This window comes from Pontibacter beigongshangensis (assembly GCF_014332515.1).
In the GTDB taxonomy this organism is placed as follows: Bacteria; Bacteroidota; Bacteroidia; order Cytophagales; family Hymenobacteraceae; genus Pontibacter; species Pontibacter beigongshangensis.
In genome coordinates this window covers 201,256-218,494 of record NZ_VFSD01000001.1, presented here as the reverse complement: position 1 = coordinate 218,494, position 17,239 = coordinate 201,256, and the positions used below count along the sequence as shown (strand labels likewise).

The 17,239-nt window shown below is 51.6% G+C and carries 14 protein-coding genes; 6 read left to right on the top strand and 8 right to left on the bottom strand.

Going from position 1 to position 17,239, the window contains the following annotated elements:
- Window positions 1-79: 79 nt before the first annotated feature.
- The gene (locus tag FJM74_RS00805; RefSeq protein WP_187260657.1) at window positions 80-490 is read right to left on the bottom strand and encodes a (deoxy)nucleoside triphosphate pyrophosphohydrolase; all 411 of its coding nucleotides are present in this window, start codon (window positions 488-490) and stop codon (window positions 80-82) included.
- Between the two features lie 450 nt (window positions 491-940).
- Between FJM74_RS00805 and FJM74_RS00800 the strand changes: the two genes are divergently transcribed.
- Window positions 941-1,429: a hypothetical protein gene (locus FJM74_RS00800; protein ID WP_187260656.1), complete on the top strand. Its 489-nt coding sequence runs from the start codon at window positions 941-943 to the stop codon at window positions 1,427-1,429.
- Window positions 1,430-1,641: 212 nt separating this feature from the next.
- On the opposite strand, the gene FJM74_RS00795 is transcribed toward FJM74_RS00800, so the two are convergent.
- Genes FJM74_RS00795 through sdaAB form a run of 4 tightly spaced genes read right to left on the bottom strand, consistent with a single transcriptional unit; the run spans window position 1,642 to window position 6,190 of the window.
- Window positions 1,642-2,631, bottom strand: coding sequence for an NAD(P)H-dependent glycerol-3-phosphate dehydrogenase (locus FJM74_RS00795; RefSeq protein ID WP_187260655.1), 990 nt, complete (start codon window positions 2,629-2,631; stop codon window positions 1,642-1,644).
- 23 nt (window positions 2,632-2,654) lie between these two features.
- On the bottom strand, window positions 2,655-4,019 hold the full coding sequence (locus FJM74_RS00790) for an efflux RND transporter periplasmic adaptor subunit (RefSeq protein WP_187260654.1): 1,365 nt from the start codon (window positions 4,017-4,019) through the stop codon (window positions 2,655-2,657).
- 6 nt (window positions 4,020-4,025) lie between these two features.
- A complete protein-coding gene (locus tag FJM74_RS00785) occupies window positions 4,026-5,492 on the bottom strand; it encodes a TolC family protein (RefSeq protein ID WP_194349924.1) in 1,467 nt (488 codons plus the stop codon).
- 20 nt (window positions 5,493-5,512) lie between these two features.
- Window positions 5,513-6,190 carry an L-serine ammonia-lyase, iron-sulfur-dependent subunit beta gene (gene sdaAB, locus FJM74_RS00780; protein ID WP_187260652.1) on the bottom strand — a complete coding sequence of 226 codons (678 nt, stop codon included), beginning with the start codon at window positions 6,188-6,190 and terminating at the stop codon, window positions 5,513-5,515.
- 430 nt (window positions 6,191-6,620) lie between these two features.
- Here sdaAB and FJM74_RS00775 point away from each other — a divergent pair, with 430 nt between their 5' ends.
- From FJM74_RS00775 to FJM74_RS00765, 3 genes are all read left to right on the top strand, one after another.
- The gene (locus FJM74_RS00775; protein WP_187260651.1) at window positions 6,621-7,586 is read left to right on the top strand and encodes a tryptophan 2,3-dioxygenase family protein; all 966 of its coding nucleotides are present in this window, start codon (window positions 6,621-6,623) and stop codon (window positions 7,584-7,586) included.
- A 508-nt stretch (window positions 7,587-8,094) separates the two neighbouring features.
- Window positions 8,095-9,678, top strand: a complete 1,584-nt coding sequence (locus FJM74_RS00770; protein ID WP_187260650.1) for an NAD(P)/FAD-dependent oxidoreductase — start codon at window positions 8,095-8,097, stop codon at window positions 9,676-9,678.
- Between the two features lie 379 nt (window positions 9,679-10,057).
- Window positions 10,058-10,420 carry a CoA-binding protein gene (locus FJM74_RS00765; protein WP_187260649.1) on the top strand — a complete coding sequence of 121 codons (363 nt, stop codon included), beginning with the start codon at window positions 10,058-10,060 and terminating at the stop codon, window positions 10,418-10,420.
- A 225-nt stretch (window positions 10,421-10,645) separates the two neighbouring features.
- Here the strand turns inward: FJM74_RS00765 and FJM74_RS00760 are convergent, their stop codons facing one another.
- Window positions 10,646-11,482 (bottom strand): SDR family NAD(P)-dependent oxidoreductase, encoded by an 837-nt coding sequence (locus FJM74_RS00760; protein ID WP_187260648.1) that lies wholly within the window; start codon window positions 11,480-11,482, stop codon window positions 10,646-10,648.
- Window positions 11,483-11,922: 440 nt separating this feature from the next.
- On the opposite strand from FJM74_RS00760, the gene mscL reads away from it, so the two are divergent.
- Entirely contained in the window at window positions 11,923-12,360 is a 438-nt protein-coding gene (gene mscL, locus FJM74_RS00755; protein WP_449426024.1) for a large conductance mechanosensitive channel protein MscL, read from the top strand.
- A gap of 469 nt (window positions 12,361-12,829) precedes the next feature.
- On the opposite strand, the gene FJM74_RS00750 is transcribed toward mscL, so the two are convergent.
- Window positions 12,830-15,418, bottom strand: a complete 2,589-nt coding sequence (locus FJM74_RS00750) for an ABC transporter permease (protein WP_241738890.1) — start codon at window positions 15,416-15,418, stop codon at window positions 12,830-12,832.
- Between the two features lie 143 nt (window positions 15,419-15,561).
- Window positions 15,562-16,260, bottom strand: a complete 699-nt coding sequence (locus tag FJM74_RS00745; RefSeq protein WP_187260647.1) for an ABC transporter ATP-binding protein — start codon at window positions 16,258-16,260, stop codon at window positions 15,562-15,564.
- Between the two features lie 133 nt (window positions 16,261-16,393).
- Here FJM74_RS00745 and FJM74_RS00740 point away from each other — a divergent pair, with 133 nt between their 5' ends.
- Window positions 16,394-17,116, top strand: coding sequence for an arylesterase (locus FJM74_RS00740; RefSeq protein WP_187260646.1), 723 nt, complete (start codon window positions 16,394-16,396; stop codon window positions 17,114-17,116).
- Window positions 17,117-17,239 lie beyond the last annotated feature (123 nt).

The window sequence follows — 17,239 nt, the reverse complement described above, 5'->3', positions numbered from 1 at the left end:
GTAACCCCCTGTTTTTTGAAAGCTAAGGCTATGCAGCATAATCCAGAAGCTGGTGCGGCAAAAGCAAGGAGAGACAATCTCAGGGTGCCTGGAAAAGGCGCAGATATTCTTCCACCACAGGCAGGTCGGCGGGGCACCAGTCATAACCTCTGAGGTGGTCACGCTCAGACCATTGGTAAGCTTTATGCTCCACCAGTTGAATAGCCCCGCCCTTGTAGTGGCAGATAAAAGGGATAAGCTCCAGTTGCACCCCCTCATTTAAATCAGAAAAAACAGGAGTTAAGCGCAGCACGGGTGTAATGGTTAACTGCAGCTCTTCCTTTATCTCGCGCTTCAGGCTCTCCTCCTCTGTTTCGCCGGGCTCCACCTTACCGCCAGGAAACTCCCACAGCAGCGGCTGGTCCATATGCTGGTGCCGCTGTGTTACCAGCACACGGCCTTGCTGCTCCAGTAGGGCACATACTACTTTAACGGTTTTCTTCTTTACCATATCTGTTTCAGGATACATTTTGTAAGCTAACCGACATTAATAAGGCAATAACTTTAGCAGAAGGGCAAACCGACTAACTATAAAGAAAGCTCCTTACTTACCAGGATTCTAAGGTATAAAACATCGGGAAATCAGGCACAATTCTTTTTCCCTTTTTTATCGAAAATTAAGAAAACGTAACATGGAACTCCGAATTTATGAAGCTCCCAACCTGCTGGTTATACCGGTCATCCAACTTTGCGGGCATCTGACCCAAACTAGCTGGTGCTGTTTTGCAAGTTGAATTGAGATAGTAATGACTGCCCATACGCGGGATGCTGCTCTACCTAAAACGGAACCCTCAAAAAATTAACTACACTGGCAGGTATCAACTACCGCATAAAAATATTAGCTTGAAATGAAATGCTGCAACCTGTTGTCCAAACTTCGGATCTTAAGCCAACTATGAGAATGCCCCATAATTACAGTTTTCTGATAAGAGTCAGCCTGTTGCTTGCTTTCGCTAACAGCATCCTGACAGGCATTTTAACCTGGCTGGTGTGGCGCCATGCAGCAGAGGTGCCGCTCTGGGGGCAGAAAAGCATCAACAGCCATTTATTTCTGACAAGCTTTACAATGAGTTTTGTCCTTTCTGCCCTGGCTTCTTACCTTACTCAAAGAGCCCTTCGCAAACGAAAAATAATGTCCCTGCACTGGCACCTGAAAAACCAGACCATACTCGACCGGCTGCCTGCCGGCATTTTTCCCAGGTCATTTATACTTGGCCTGATGGGCAGTTGCTATGCTTCCCTGCTCGTATACCTGCTCAACCTGTATTCGGTAATGCAGCTGCAGGTAAGCGAATTTTTCCGGCTGAATTTTGTTTTCAGTGTCTGGCTGGCTGCCGGTGTGTGCGTGCTGTCTATTTACCGGGCTTTAGGCTCGCCCTACAGGAAATAGGGGGCAGAAAGAAATCAGGTAGGCTGCAGCAGCGGCAGAAAAAGCTCCGGAGGGGTCTTTTTATTGGAATAATTTGGTTAATGTGCTAAGTGGGGACTGGGATTGATTTGATAACCTGCTTTGGTCATTCATTTCCAGATCTTCTCATCTTCAAATTTGCAAATTAAAAAATTGCCACATTAACTCCTGCGGAGGCTCTGCTGCTGCCCCCACTACTTCAGTTTATTCTTTAGGATCTCAAATTCCACTGCCGGTGAAATACGCTCGTACAGGATGTTGTAAACAGCGGTAGTAATGGGCATGTCCAGCTGGAAATTCCTATTGAGTTCGTGGATACTCTGCACGGCGTAAAAGCCTTCTGCCACCATGTTCATTTCCATCTGGGCAGATTTTGCGGAATAGCCGCGCCCAATCATGTTGCCGAAGGTCCGGTTCCGGCTGAACTGGGAGTAAGCCGTAACCAACAGGTCGCCGAGGTAAGCGGAGCCACTCAGGGAGCGGCGCATCGGCATGATGCGGTGCAGGAAACGCTCTATCTCGAGCATGGCATTAGACACCAGCACCGACTGGAAATTGTCGCCATAGTTCAGGCCATGGGCAACGCCGCAGGCCAGGGCTATAATGTTTTTAATAACGGCACAATATTCAATGCCGTCCAGGTCGTCGAGGGGGTTGGCTTTTACGTAGCGGTTGCGGAGCAGCTCGCAGAAGCGCTCCGCCGTCTCCAGGTCGTGCGAGCCAATAGTGAGGTACGACTGCTTTTCGAGCGCCACCTCCTCTGCGTGGCACGGACCGGCAATTATGAGCTGGTGCGTATTAGGCACATGGTAATGCCGCTCCAGGTAATCAGAAATAAGAATGTTTTCATTGGGAATCATGCCTTTAATGGCCGACACCACTACTTTGCCGGCAAAGGCGTTTTCGGGTAAAAGCGACACTACCTGCTGCACAAAGGCGGCTGGCACCGCCAGGATCACCCAGTCCGAGACGGCCACCGCGGCTTCCAGATCAATTGTGGGTTTTACATACGTCAGGTCGAAGCTTACCCCACTCAGGTAGCGGGGGTTATGCTTGTATTGGATCAGGTGCTTTACATCGTCGGAGTTCCGCATCCACCAGTGTACCTGCGACTTGTTCTCGGATAATATTTTTACCAGAGCTGTTGCCCAGCTTCCTCCCCCTATAACTGCTATCTTTTCCACATCAGACTTATATTTGTTCTTGTTTATTCAGAGGCAAGGGCAGCGGGTTTAGTAAGCGATTTTTCGTCTTTTACGGCCACTTTAGCACCGTCTTTAAGTGTTTTCGAAACTGCCCTGAATGGTCCTGACACCACCTTCTGGCCCTCCTCTAATCCACTGATGATCTCCATGTTGTCGAAGTCGCTGATGCCTGTTTTTACCTGTACGGCCTTTACGGTATTTCCTGCATCGTACACAAACACGACTTCTTTTACCTGCTCTCTGCCCGCCGACTGTTGTTGCCCCTGCTCCTGGTTGTTTTCCTCGTTGCCGGCCGCTGCTCTTTCGTTAGAGCGGGTGGTAACGGCAGACAAAGGTACGGATAAAACATCATTTTTCTGCTCTGTCAGGATTTCTACAGAGGCCGTCATGCCTGGCCTGAAGGGGCGCTGCGTTCTGGAAGCGAGGTGATCATACGACTCGTTCAGCAGCCTGATTCGCACTTCAAATTCCGTAACTGCCTCTAAAGAAGCTCCTTCTTTGGCAGAGTTAGCGATGGATGTCACGATGCCTTTAAACTTTTCGTCTCTGCTGGCATAAGAGTCTACTTCCACAATTACAGAGTCGCCCATCCCTACTCGAATAATGTCGTTTTCGTTCACGTTTACCCGTACCTCCATGTTGTTGAGGTTGGCGATACGCATGATCTCGGTACCTGCCATCTGCGAGGTTCCTACCACGCGCTCCCCACGCTCTACATTGAGCTTAGACACGGTGCCGCTTACGGGAGCATAAATGGTGGTTTTGTTCAGGTTCTCCCGCGCGTCCTTCAGCGAGGCCAGCGCGTTTTGCACACTAAACTCCGCGGCGCGCACACTTTGCTGCAAACCGGCAATTTCCTGCTGGCCGGCCTCGTAGGCGGCTTTTATCTGCTGGAACTCTGCTTCCGAAATTACCTTCTGCTGGAACAGCTGCTTGTTACGCTCATAGTTCTGCACCACCTGCACCTGGTTGGCACGGGCCTGCTGCAGCCTTGCCTTCGTCTGTGCCAGGTTGGCCCGGGCCTGGTTCACACCCGCCTGCTGCGCATCTACCATCGACTGGTAGTTGTCGGGCCGGATGCGGAGCAGCAGCATGCCTTTTACCACCGAGTCGCCTTCCTCTACATGCAGTTCGATTATTTCACCAGAAACGTCGGGGCTTATCTTGACCTCCGACTCAGGCTGAATTTTACCGGAGGCGCTCACTTTTTCAATAATTGTTGTTTTCTTTACTTCCGACAGTACCACCTCTTCACTGTCTTCTTTCCCGATCCAGCCAGCTTTTTTGGCTACCAAAGCCCCGATTGTCAGAAAAAGGGCGACGCCAATAAGGATGTAGAGGAGCTTGTTTGAGTTTCGTTTAGCCATAATGTTTTATAGTGCCAGTGGTTTGCCCTGATAGAAATCCAGAACTTTAAGTTTAAAGGTATACTCGTACTTAGCCTGCAGCAGGCTGGATTGGGCAGACCGGTAGGTGGTTGTGATCACATTAAAATCAAGGGTGTTGATCACGCCGCTGTTAAGACGCATCTCAGCATTGCGGAAGTTCTTCTCTGCCGCCAATACCTGCTCTTTGGCCGCCCTGTAGCGCCGCTGCGAGGCCACCGCGTCTACGTAAGCCTGCTCAATGGTCTGGCGCAGGTTGTTGCGGGCAATGTCGGCGTTCAACCTGGCGTTCTGCTCTCCTATGCGAGCCCGCTCCACGTTGTTGCGTACCTGCAGCCCGTTAAAGATAGGAACGGAAAGCGAAAGACCAACCTGACGGGCTATGTTATCTTTCATTTGTTCGAAATAAGAGTAATCGCCATAAACGGGGTTTACGGAAATATCCGGCCTGTATACGATTACCGGTTGCGTTCCGGCTTCGTCAAAAAAGCCCAGCGATTCGGGGATCAGGCCATTGTTGATCAGTTCTCTGCCTGTCAGAAACCGGCTGGAGCTGGAGTACCTGGAGCTGATGCCCCCGCTTAAGCTTAACCTGGGGTAATAGCCTCCCCGGGCTATGTCTATGCCCTTGGCTGCGCTCAGTACCCGCAGGTCGGCTGCCTTTATGGCGGGCAAGGTTTGCAGCGCCATATCATACACCTGCTCTCCATTCACCAGCATCGGGTTCTGATCCGGTTCCGGAATATCGGGCACCACAATTTCAAAATTCTCGGAGGTAGGCAGGTTGAGCAGCTGCATGAGCTGCAAACGCGCAATATCGAGCTGGTTCTGGGCATTGATGAAATTGAGCTCGTCGGTGGCGAGCTGCGACTGCAGATCCAGCACCGCATTCTCCGCCACACTTCCCGCCCTGAACAGGATATTGGTCCTGTCGAGCTGCTGCTGGGTCAGGTTTCGCTGAAAGTCGGTGGTCTTGATCAGCTCATCTGCAAAAAGAATGTTGAGGTAAGAGGTTACCACCTGTATGCTGATGTCGTTCTGGACCGACAACATTTCCTGCTCGCTTGCCTGCAGGTCAAAAGCGTTCTGCTTTATCTGGTTTACCTGCTGAAAGCCCATAAACAGCGGCACGGAAGCCCCCACCTGAAAATTGCTCGTTTGGGCCCGTTGCGTGATCAGGGTAAAGGTTACAGGATCCTGAAATGAGCCGGCATTGGAGTTGAAATTACCGTTGGCATTGATGCTTGGCAGCCTTCCAAGCTTCGATTGTTTCAGGTCCACGGCAGTCAGGTCACGGTTCAGTCTGTTTTGCTGCCCCTGCAGGTTGTTTTTTACGGCATAGTCAATGGCTTCCTGCAGACTCCACGGATCCGTTTTGCCCGATTGCGACTGGGCATGGCCTGCTGTGGCTCCGCATAGCAGCAGCCCCAGCAGGAGCAATATTCTTTTAGGCATTCTTTTCACAGATAATATGATTAGAGGTCGATGTTTGGTATGTAGATGATTTGTTTTACCCAGCTCAGTTGCCGCAAATACTCCAGCGTGATGGGTTTGATGCCGGAATCCATTTCTATAAAATGACGCGCCAGCTCATGCTTTCCTTTTCTGGACACGCTCATGGTGGCTATGTTACAGTCGTCGTGCGCTATTACGGAGGCGATAAAGGCGATGCTTCCTTTCACATCGTCGGCGTCTATGATCAGGGTATGCTGGTTGGCCGAGAAATTGGCTGAGAAGCCATCCACCTCCACGATCCGGATAATGCCGCCGCCCCTGCTCTGCCCGATTACTTCCACTTCCCGGTCGCCGGCCTTCAGGTTTAGCTTCAGGGTGTTTGGGTGCATGGCCGAGGCGTTGCCTATGGACTTGAACTTATACTTTAAGCAATGGGCGGCAGCATGCTCCAAAGCATCCTTTATGCGCTTGTCGTCGGTCTTAAAATCCAGCAGCCCGGCTACTATGGCCCGGTCGCTGCCGTGCCCTTCGTAGGTGCGGGCAAAGGAGTTGTAGAAAGTGATCACTGCCTCTTCCGGGGTGGCACCCAGTATCCGTATCGCAGCGCGGGCAATGCGTACAACCCCAGCCGTATGAGAACTCGATGGCCCGATCATTACCGGCCCGATCATATCAAAAATGCTGCTTTTCTCAGCCATGGGTGCACACGTATCGAAATATAGGAAAATCAAATTTAACAATTCTGTCCTGACAATGACAGATTAATTTTCCCGGTCTTTCACGATTTATATCAAACCGCGAATCTCGACTACCAATCCCCTGTTTCGATCCACCAACACCTGCTGCAGCCACTCCGTCCGGGCTAATCTGAAACTGGATGCCGCCACTCCTAAGGGGTTATGAAAGAGAACTATATGACCGGACTACGGCAAAAGCTACAAATTTCAGGCATTCTGTGCCAGTAAGATGACCTGCTTCCGGATTTGGTTGCCTCAGTGTCTTTATTTTTCCTAAAAAAGGGCTTCTGGCCCGCACAAAGCGTATATTCTTAAAACCAATGTTTCACAAAGCAGCAGAATTGGTTACTTTGCGCTGTTTTTGCAGCTTAACACTAAATGACGGAGTAAAATGGAGCAAGCGTACAGCCCGGAAGTGTGGGAACAGATTAAGCGTCTGGAACAGAAGTATGTGCCTCTGGGGCAGGACCTGGCAGCTTACCTGGAAGGTTTATACCACACCGATTTTCTGAACTACTGGGACTACATCCACCTGGATGCGCTGTTGAGTCTGCAGAACCCCCGCACCACCATTCCGGACGAAAAGATCTTTATCATCTATCACCAGATAACCGAACTCTATTTCAAGCTCTGCCTGGAGGAGTTCCGGCAGATTGGCGATGACCAGGCCATAACGGTGGAGATGCTGATGAAGCGCCTCCGCCGCATCAACCGCTACTTCGAGAACCTGATCGACTCCTTTGACGTGATGGTGGACGGCATGGACCCGAAACAGTTCCTGCAGTTCCGGATGGCGCTCATGCCTGCCAGCGGCTTCCAGTCGGTACAATACCGCCTGATCGAGATCGCCTCCACCGATCTGCGCAACCTCACCGATAAAGAAAAACGCAAAACGCTTGGCCAGCACACCACCCACGAGGAACTGATGGGCTGCATCTACTGGAAAGAGGGTGCCACGGAAGTCTCGTCGGGCGCCAAAACCCTGACCCTCCTACGCTTCGAAGAAAAGTACACCGACCAGCTGGTGCAGTTTGCCCGCAAATATGAGCATAAAAATGTCTGGGCTGTCTATAAAAAGCTACCCGAGGCAGATCAGCAAAATCCACGGCTTATCCGGCACTTGCGCGAGCTCGACAGCAACGTGAACGTTAACTGGCCGCTTATGCACTACAAGTCGGCGGTGCGCTACCTGCAGCGCGACCCGGAGATAATTGCCGCCACCGGCGGTACCAACTGGCAAAAATACCTGCCTCCCAAATTCCAGAAACGCATTTTCTACCCCGAACTCTGGAACGAACAGGAACTGCAGGACTGGGGCAAAGGCTGGGTGGAGAAAGTGCTGAATGGGGATATTTAATGTGCCGATGGTTTAAGGCGCTGATGTGCTAATTTAATTCTTATAATTGATGGATAGGTTAGTTTGGAGCTATGCTTCCGGGTTAGAAGAAGCTGATTTCTTGGTGACTTAATTGAAGCTAAATCCAAATTATTTGAATGAAAATTGACCTTGCTATGTCTCTGCTGCTGTTGCTGTTATCGGTGCTGCTCTTCCGGACTTCCTGGTCTAAAAGAGCGTAGCGCATTGCATTTCAACTAATAATCAACTAGCCAGAAAACTGAAATCGTATACCAGCAATTATTCCAATCAAAAAGCCCCTCCAGAGGCTATTATACTCCTCCTGTTGCACCTGCTACAAACCATGCAACTTTAACCGCTGCCTTACTGTTTCTTTTTTTGAAATATGTGGCGCCTTTAAAGCTGATTTTTTACAACCGTTTAGTTTTTTATCATCAATCTAGAATCTAGCATTTTACATCTAGCATCTAATCTAAAAGTTTAAGGTTAACTACCTTACCTGCTGTACATGAGAAAGAAAGAAATTGAGGTTGTCGTGAGCCCGGAGGTGGCTTATGACAACCAGCTGCTGGAGCAGGAGCTCCTAAAGCACGCCCGGGTGCAGCCCGAGCAGGTGCAGTTCATTCACCGGATCAAGCGCTCCATCGATGCCCGTGGCCGTGAGGTGCAGCTCCGCATCCGGGCCGATATTTACCTCGACCATCCCCCTGCCGATTTACTTGGCCTGAAACCTGCTATTTTTCCGGATGTCTCGCTTGCCCCAAAAGTCATCATCGTCGGGGCCGGTCCTGCCGGGCTGTTTGCGGCCATGCGTTGCCTGGAACTGGGATTGAAACCTATTGTGCTGGAACGGGGCAAAGATGTGCGGAGCCGCCGCCGCGACCTGGCCGCCATCAACAAGGAGCACCTCGTGAACCCCGACTCCAATTACTGCTTCGGCGAAGGCGGTGCCGGCACCTACTCCGATGGCAAACTCTATACGCGCTCCAAAAAACGCGGCGATGTGCAGCGCATTCTGCAGCTGCTGGTACAGCACGGCGCCACCCCCGACATCCTGTTCGACGCCCACCCGCACATTGGCACCAACAAACTGCCAGCGGTAATAGCCACCATCCGCGAAGCCATATTGGCTGCTGGTGGTGAGGTGCTATTCGATCAGCGCGTGACGGATTTTATAGTGGAGCAGAATGAAATGAAAGGAGCCATAACGCAGGACGGCAGGGAGCACACAGGCGAGGCCGTGATTCTGGCAACCGGCCACAGCGCCCGCGATATTTTTGAACTGCTGCACCAGAAAGGCGTTTTAATAGAAGCCAAACCCTTCGCCATGGGCGTGCGGGTAGAGCACCAGCAGCGTCTCATCGACAGCATCCAGTACAAGTGCGAGGACCGGGGCGCCTACCTCCCCGCCTCCTCTTATGCCCTGGTGCACCAGACGGTGTATAATAACAAGCAGCGAGGTATTTTCTCGTTCTGCATGTGCCCCGGCGGGTTTATCGTGCCTTCGGCCACCGCCCCCGGCGAGGTAGTGGTAAATGGCATGTCGCCGAGCCGACGCGACTCCCGATTTGCCAATTCCGGCATTGTGGTAGCCATAGAGCTGGAGGATATGGACCTGCAGCAATACGGGCCTCTGGCCGGCCTGCAGATGCAGCAAAGCCTGGAGCAGAAAGCCTGCGCCATGGCAGGAGGCACCCAGGCGGCACCCGCACAACTCCTGCTCGATTTCACACAGAAAAAAACCGGAGGCGGTCTGCTCGAATCATCTTATCAGCCAGGGCTTACTGCTGTCGACATGAACGCACTGTTTTCACCAGACATGGCCTATCGCCTGCGGGAAGGCTTTAAAGCATTTGGCGGCAAAATGCGGGGCTACCTATCTAACGATGCCCAGATTATCGGCGTCGAGAGCCGGACCTCCTCTCCTGTGCGTATCCCGCGCGACAAAGAGACGCTGGAGCACGTGCAGATCAGGAACCTGTACCCCTGTGGCGAAGGGGCCGGTTACGCAGGAGGCATTGTTTCTGCGGCCATGGACGGCGAAAGATGCGCTGAAATGGTAGCCGCTAAAATCAAAAGGGTTGTCGGCTAAGGCAATATCTGCCACAGGTTTTTCCTTCAGCCCCAGGCTCTTCAGAAAAGCTCTCAGCTAAAGAAGGCGGGGCAACTTAGCATAGCACAGCTTATATTTTGCGTAAATTGCAAACTTGCATGAAAAAGATGTGTGTTTTGCGTTCGGCATCTTAAAACTTTAATAAGCCAGCGGCGCCAATGCTAATTCCGGCAATAATAGACGCCGGGTGCAAAAGCTGGGTACACTTCCGGAAAAATATTATTATATTAGGGTTAAACTGCTGGTGTAGAAATAAAATATAAATTTCCCGCTAAATTGTCTGGACCTAAAATAACAATTCAGCCAGAGAGGCAGTTTAATAAGGTGTGTTATTAGTGGATATTTTGATAAACTCGACATGAAAAAGACATTGGTACTAGGCGCTACCGACAATCCGACCCGTTTCGCCTACAGAGCAGTACAGCGACTGCAGCAACATGGACATGCCGTAGTGCCCGTGGGCATTCGGAAAGGCGAAGTGGGCGGACAGCCCATCATAACCGACAAAGAGCAGGTGGTTGAGGGTGTCGACACCGTTACGCTTTATGTGGGACCACAGAACCAGCCCTCCTGGTACGACTATATTCTTTCGCTGAAACCGAAGCGCATTATCTTTAACCCGGGAACCGAAAACAGAGAGCTCGAAAAGATGGCGCAGGAAGCCAACATAGAGACGCTCTACGACTGCACCCTGGTGATGCTGGCGACCGATAATTACTAAAAAAAATATTTTTTTGATTTGTGCAACCCGTCCTTTTTCAGGACGTAAAACATAGCATAACCAAGAGAAAACAGATGGCATAGTTGTCTATGTTTTTTCAGGAAGAAGGGACCTTTAAACGGGGTCCCTTCTTTATTTTGATGCCACATGAGGAGTAGAGCAGTTGCAGCAGGAAAAGAGCTTCCACTGCAACTGCTCTTCCTGTTGCTCCTGCTCCTGCTGTGTTCAGACCTGGTGCTGGTAATTAGCAGCCTGCTTAGCTGGTTCCTCTTCCATCTGGAAACGCATGTTAGAGGCAAGCGAGGTGTCTGGCAGAATATTAGAAGTGGCGGCCTGCACTTTGTTCATCAACCCGGAAATTACCTTTACATCTCCCCGCATCATGGCCTTATAGCCATCTCTGGCTACCTCTTCAGGCTCCGAAAGCGGGCCGTTGGCTGCACGGGTGTTCTCGGCATTGGCACGCTTAAAGAAATACGTGTTGCCGGCACCTGGGCAAAGTGCTGTCACTGTAATGTTGGTGTCTTTCAGTTCGTTGCTCAAGGCCTCCGAAAAAGAAAGTATGTAGGCCTTCGTAGCTGCGTAAACCGCCATGAGCGGCGTGGGCATGAGCGAAACCACAGAGGCCACATTCAGAATCTTGCCCTCATTTCTGGCTTTCATATCGCGCAGAAAAAGCTTGGTCAGCCTGGTTACCGCCGCAACATTCAGTTGTATGATCTCCTCCTCTTTGTCCAGGTCAGTTTCATGGAAAAAACCGTGCACCCCAGCGCCGGCATTGTTCACCAGCACATCAACCCGCACTCCTACCTGCTTCAGCTCATCATAGATTTCCTGCGGAGACTCCGGCCGTGCCAGGTCTGAGGTAATGATGGATACTTTCTCCAGCTGGTGCTCGTCCTGCAGGCTGTACCCCAGTTCCTTCAGGCGATCTTCGGAACGGGCCACCAGCACCAGGTTGTAGCCGTCTTGAGCAAATAATTTGGCGAACTCCATGCCGAAGCCATTAGAGGCTCCGGTTATCAAGGCCGTCTTTCCCTGTCCGATTCTGTTCTTTTTCATGCTTTCCCTTTTTAGTTTTTTTATTACCCTTTGCCCCAGCCATTATCGCTGCGGTCTGTTACCGTATTTTTACCTGCTACCATATGTATAGGTTATTTTTTATATCCCAAAGCTGGACATTAATTTCCCAAACCTGGATTGCCGCCTGAACCCGGGTCACAGTATTTTAGGGTCGGTACATTTCATGTTTAGCAAAGCTTCCACCAGGGTTTTGTGTCGTCTGAAGCAAAAAATCACTGCTTCCTTTACAAGAAACATCACAGGCAGCATGCATATGGGCTCATCCTGACCAGGTACCTGCTCCGGCTGTAATCCAGCGCAGAAATGGTCCGGGCCATTTATTAGTAGGCCATCCAAAATAAAAAACGCCGGAACATTGTTTTTTATAAGGTTTTTTTAATTAAATTAGTCCTATATAGTTAAACACCCTAAAAAACAACATGATGGGAATGGTAAAAGAATTTAAGGAATTTGCCATGCGAGGCAATGTTATGGACCTGGCCATTGGTATTATAATCGGAGCAGCTTTCAGCGCCATTGTGACTTCGGCCGTTAACGACCTGTTTATGCCTCTGGTGGGCAAAGTGGTGGGAGACGTTGACTTTTCGAACCTCTATGTGCCGCTTTCTGACAGCGTTCCGTCTGGCCTTGCTCTGGAGGAAGCCCGCAAACTCGGAGCAGTGTTTGCCTGGGGAAATTTCGTGACGGTACTGCTAAACTTTCTGATTATCGCTTTTATCATATTTTTGATCGTGAAGGGCATGAACAGACTGATGCGGAAAAAAGCAAAGGCGCCGGATGTACCGCCTGCTCCTACTAAAGAAGAAGTACTGCTGACTGAAATCAGGGACGCTTTAAGGGCCACGCCTGTCAGATAAGCCAATTCCTAGATGACCCTTAGCAAAAGGCCTTCCTGAAGTTTATCAGGAAGGCCTTTCTGTATTTAATATAACTATCAATTGGTTTCTGCGCTTGGGTGAGCCAGCAATCAATCTGGTTCCTGCAAGGAAAAGTCTGTCAGGGGACAGGCCCGGGGATAAAGGCGTGCAAATGAAGCAATAGCGGTATAATGAGGCTGAGGCATAAGCCAAAAGTCTCTCCCGGGACATAAGCCTTGCAAACAAAAAGAAAAAAATCATCCTCTGCCACAGGAAGAGCATCAGCAGGAAAAACATCTCTGGAGGGGCTGTTTTATTGGAATAATTTACGTTAAGGATTTACCTTACATCCTGCTAAACCACTTGTCAACAGCACTTCCTAAATTATTCTAATCAAAATGCCCCTCCGGAGCTTCGGCTGCTGCTCCCAATAAACGCGCTCAGGAACCAACCATCGTTTACTTTAAAGCTAAGCCTCTCGTCGCAGCACCTCCAGCGGTGGGCGGTTCAGGATGCCCCGGCTGTTGAGCAGACCTACCGCCAGGGTAAGGGCAGCCACCAGCACAAAGATGATGAACAGCGGCCACACCACCGGCACAAAAACAACCTCGAAGCTAAACACTGCTAGTGCCCAGGAAGCGCCAAAGGCAATCAGGCAACCGATAAAGGCTGCCAGGGCCCCCAGCAGCAGGTATTCGAGGGCTGTTATGGCAAATATCTGTTTTCTGTTTGCCCCTAATGTCCGGAGCAGCACACTTTCCTGCACCCGCTGAAACTTGCTTACGTTAACAGAGCCCACCAGCACCAGCAAGCCTGTAAAAATACTGAACAGGGCCATAAACTGAATCACAAAGGAGATCTGGCTCACCACCTCGTCCAGGGTCTGCAAGATAAGGTCCAGCCCGATAGTGGAAATGTTCGGATACTGCTCCACCACCTTCCGCTGAAACCGGGCAGCCTGCTGCTCGTCGTCGCTGCGGGTCATGAGCACATGAAACTGCGGCGCCTGCTCCAGCACCCCTTCCGGGAACACGACCAGGAAATTACTCTGCACGCGGTTCCAGTCTACCTGCCGCAGGTGGCTCACCTGAGTGGCAATCGGAGCGCCCTGCACGTTAAAGACCAGGGTATCGCCTATCTTCACTTTCATGCGCTCGGCGTACCTGTCCTCCAGCGACACCGGCACCAGGTCACTGTTTGCATTCGGGTTTTCACCCCAGGAGCCTTCCATCGTTTTCTCAGCTTCGGTCAGGTGGTTGCGGTACGTAATGCGGTACTCGCGGGTGAAGACTCTCGGGGATATCTCAAGGGTGGTATCTTCCCGGACAGCCGTCAATGTTAACTCGTTTATTTTCTCCAGCCGCACCGTCACGATCGGGTCGTAATATAGGATGGGGAGGCCTTCGTTCCTGGTGAGGGTGCCTATCTCTTCGCGCTGCACATTCTGAATATCGAACAGCACCAAATTTGGCTGATGCTCACTTCCGGCAATAGAAACTTCGCTAAGGAGGGTCCGCTGCACCATGTATAACGTGCCGATCAGGGCGGTGCCGAGGCCAATGGACACCATGAGCAGCAGCGTCTGGTTATTGGGCCGGTAAAGGTTGGCCAGCCCCTGCCGCCATACATAGCCCCAGTTGGATGGGAAAAAACGCCGAACGGCCCACGATAAAAGCTTGGCCAGGCCCGCCAGTACCAGAAAGGCCACCACCACGCCACCGGTAAAGTAGCCGGCCTGCCACCAGGTACCCAGCTGCCACCTCGAAAACAGCAGAATAAACAGCAGAATAAGCGCATAAACGGCCCAGCGCAAAGGGTCTTTCTGGTTTGTGAGATGCTCCACATTGGCCCGCAGCGTAATAAGCGGCGACACCTGCCGTATAGAGAGCAGCGGCAGCAAAGCAAACAGCACCGACACGAACACGCCCAGCAAAACACCCTGCAAAGCGGCACTAACAGAGAAATAAGCCTCAACATTTACCGGCAGGAAGGCCTTAAACAGCTCCGGCAGCACCAGTTGCACCACACTCCCGATCATAGCGCCGATCAGACCACCTATCAGCCCCATGCCAGCCACCTGGAACAGGTACACCAGGAAAGCCTGCTTGCCGCTCATGCCCAGGCAGCGCAACACGCCTATGGTTTTAAGCTTATCGCGCATATACACGTGCACGGCACTGGCCACCCCCACACAACCCAGCAGCAGCGCCACAAAGCCTACCAGCGCCAGAAAACGGGCCAGTTCATCATAAGACCGCCCCATGCTCTCCTTGCGCGTTTGCACTGTGTCGTAAAACATGCCGTACTCCTCCAGCCGTGGTTCCAGCTTTTTGCCCAGCGTATCGGGTTCTACCGTGTCGGCCAGGTCATAATAATAGTAGTAAGACACCCGGCTGCCGCGTTGCATCAGGCCGGTTTCTGGCAGGTACTGCCTCGGAATATAAACCACGGGGGCCACAGCCGCCGTCATGGCCGTCTGGCCCGGAATTCGGCGGAGAGCGCCCTCAATGACAAAGGTCTGATTCCCCACACGAACCGAATCGCCGGTTTTTGCTTCGTACTGTAGCATCAGGTTATAATCGACCAGGGCACGCCGCCCCGTCCGGAAACTGCGGCTCGCCGCTTCCGGCACTGTCTCAATTTTTCCAAAATATGGAAAGCCTCCTTCCATGGCCCTGACCTGCACCAGCCGGGTGGCGTTGCTTTTCACGAAGTAAACCATGGAGAGCAGACGGTTCTCATCGGAGCGGCTGCCAAGGCCGCGCACGGAGTCTACCAGGGCTGTGGCAAGTGAGTCGGGTTCCTTGTTCATACCGATCACCAGGTCGGCACCTATCAGCGAACGTGCCTGTTCATCTATTGCCACCTGCAAACTATCGCGGAAGGAATTGATGGCTACCAGCGCCGCGATGCCCAACACGATAGACGACAGGAAAAGCACCAGCTTCCCCCGGCTGCGGCGGGTGTCGCGCCAGGCCATCCGGAGTAGCCAGGGCACATTCAGCTTCGGCTTTTCCGGCAGGTTATTTATCGGACCAGGTTCTTTATATTCAATCATTTGTAATGCTATAGGTTAAGGAGCAGCCAGAGGGGAAAGGGCAGATTCGGATCACGATGTACAGCAACAGGTTCAGGAACACTTCTATACAACCGTACAAAACCACCGTTTATCCGGAGCTGTACTGTTAAAAGACCCAGTATTTACCCCGCAACATTGGAATGAGAGGGTGTGTCGCTGATGACATGGCCGCCTTTGATGCGGATAATCCGCTGCGTTTTCTCGGCCAGTTCCAGGTCGTGGGTCACGACTACCAGCGTGGTGCCTGCCTCCCGGTTAAGGTCGAACAGCAAGCCCTCTACCTTCTCCCCGGTTTCCTCGTCCAGGTTTCCGGTGGGCTCATCGGCGAACAGGATGGAGGGCTTGTTGGAGAAAGCCCTGGCCAGCGACACCCGCTGCTGCTCCCCGCCGGAGAGTTGGGTCGGATAATGGTCGTGGCGCTCGGCCAGCCCTACCTTGCCTAGCAGTTCCATGGCCTGCTTCTGCACGTTGCGCTCCCCCCGCAGCTCCAGCGGCACCATTACATTCTCCAGGGCCGTGAGCGTAGGAATCAGCTGAAAATTCTGGAAAATAAACCCGACATACTGGTTCCGCACCTGCGCCCGTTTATCTTCAGACAAATTGTCGAGCCGGATGCCATTTAAGGTGACAGAGCCGGTGCTGGAGCGGTCGAGGCCGGCACATAGCCCGAGTAAGGTGGTTTTGCCGCTGCCCGAAGGCCCTACAATGGAACAGGTGTCGCCGGCCTGCAGCGAAAACGAGACGCCTTCCAGCACAGTAAGTTCACGGTCGCCACTATGGTATGTTTTGCTCAGATTCTGAATATCGAGTATGGTTGTCACAGTTATAAAATTAATTTTGATGCCTTTGGTAACTTTGGGCCGGCTGGCATGTTCATTTATAAAACCCAATAACTGTTGAAGTTCGTTATAGGTTTTGAGATTGATGGCTTTAAATTTAGGAAACTTAATTTTTATGTTTACAAAGATAACATTTTTGAGCTTTTGCCTATCGGCCGGACTTTTACTGACTTCCTGCGACAATGGTGGGCAACCACGTGAGCAGGTGGCAGAGCAGCGCGCCAAATCCAGTGCCGCAGCCTCCAGTACCGCCTCAAAGGCAGAGCGGACGCAAACCATCCTTTTTTTTGGCAACAGCCTGACAGCAGGTTATGGACTGGAACCAGACCAGGCCTTCCCGGCCCTGATCCAGCAGCGGATTGACTCGCTGGGCCTGCCCTACAAGGCCGTGAATGCAGGACTAAGCGGCGAGACGTCAGCGGGAGGCAAAAGCAGGATTGACTGGCTCCTGCGCCAGCCGGTAGACGTGTTTGTGCTGGAACTAGGGGCAAATGATGGCTTACGCGGCATCAGCCCAACAGAAACCTACAGTAACCTGGCCACCATTATCGACAAAGTGCGGGATAAGTACCCGGAGGTGCGGGTGGTGCTGGCAGGCATGCAGATGCCGCCCAGCATGGGCCAGCAATTCACGAAAGAATTTCGGGAAGTATTTACCAGGCTGGCAGCGGAAAAAGAAGCTGTCCTGATTCCGTTTCTGCTGGAAGGCGTGGCGGGAGAACGGGCACTTAACCAGGGAGACGGCATTCATCCTACCGTGGAAGGGCAGAAAATACTAGCCCAAAATGTCTGGACTGTGATTGAACCCATACTAAGGCAGGAGAATAAAGAAAGCTGAGATACTATCAAGTTGATTTTCAAATAATTAACTTTACTACATAGCTTCCTTCACAGGTATTAGAAAATAAAGTTATCACCGGCCAAATTATTTACCAAAACACAAAAACATGGCATAAGTATT